Here is a 1,203-nt window from a genome sequence, read left to right on the forward strand (position 1 = left end):
CTAGTGCCCCGTCTTTGAACGTTGATCGTGTAATCCATCGGTTCTGAGGACGGATCGGGCAGGCTGTCTCCCAGCACTCGTCAGGGGAGGTGGTGGCCGGTGGGTAGACGGCCGGAGGTGTTCGTCCGGCAGGTGTCGATGGCCGAGGGTCAACGGTTGCAGCGGATCACCCGCACGGCGAAGGACCCGGTGAAGCTGCGTAGGGCGATCGTGGTGCTGATGTCCGCCCAGGGCCAGCCGGCCCCGGACATCGCCCATCTGCTCAAAGCCAGCGAGGACTACGTGCGGGACGTGATCCACGCGTTCAACGAGCGGGGGTTCGACGCGCTGGACCCAAAATGGAACGGGGGCGCACCGAGACGGATCGATGAGCAGACCCGTGACTGGATCTGCGTCATCGCCCGGTGCGACCCCCGGTTCCTCGGCCGACCGTTCTCGTGCTGGTCCCTGGCCAAGCTGCGCGACTACCTGATCGACGCCGGCTACGTGGCGACGATCAGCGCCGAGACCATTCGGCGGATCCTGCACGAGCGTGGCGTGTCGTGGCAGGCAACCAAGACGTGGAAGGCCAGCAACGACCCCGACTTCACGTCGAAGATGCGCCGGATCCTGGACCTCTACGACCATCCACCGGCCGACGGTCGGGTGTTGTGTGTGGACGAGTTCGGGCCGCTGAGCCTGCAACCCCGTCCCGGCCGGGCCTGGCGCCCTCAGGGTCAGCCCGTTCGGCTGCGGGCCACCTACACCCGCGACCAGGGTGTGCGGCACATGATCGCCGCCTTGGACCTGGCCACCGGGAGGCTGCACTACCGCATCCGTGACCGGAAACGGTGGCGCGAGTTCCTGAGCTTCCTCAAGACCCTGCGCCGCCGCTGGCCCGACCAAAAGCTGTATCTGATCTGCGATAACTTCTCCCCGCACAAGCACCCCGAGGTCCGCGCCTGGTGCGCCGCCAACCAGGTCGACCTGGTATTCCTACCGACCTACGCCTCCTGGCTGAACTGGATCGAAGCCGAGTTCGCCGCCGTGCGCTACTTCGCCCTCAACGGCACAGACCACCGCAGCCACGCCGAGCAGGACGCCGCCATCGGCGACTACATCCGATGGCGCAACCAACGCGCCAGACCGAAATCCGCATTCGCCGCCGGCTCCAAGATCCGCCACCCGGATTACCCGTTCAAGGCTGCATGACGGGGCACTAGG

Annotated in this window: 1 protein-coding gene; it reads left to right on the plus strand. The window is 66.5% G+C overall.

The features are described from left to right. The first annotated feature begins 117 nt into the window (after positions 1 to 117). A complete protein-coding gene (locus tag IRY44_RS30415; protein ID WP_370585049.1) occupies positions 118 to 1,191 on the plus strand; it encodes an IS630 family transposase in 1,074 nt (357 codons plus the stop codon). The last annotated feature ends 12 nt before the right edge of the window (positions 1,192 to 1,203 follow it).

This window comes from Micromonospora sp. ANENR4 (assembly GCF_015354395.1).
GTDB lineage: Bacteria > Actinomycetota > Actinomycetes > Mycobacteriales > Micromonosporaceae > Micromonospora > Micromonospora aurantiaca.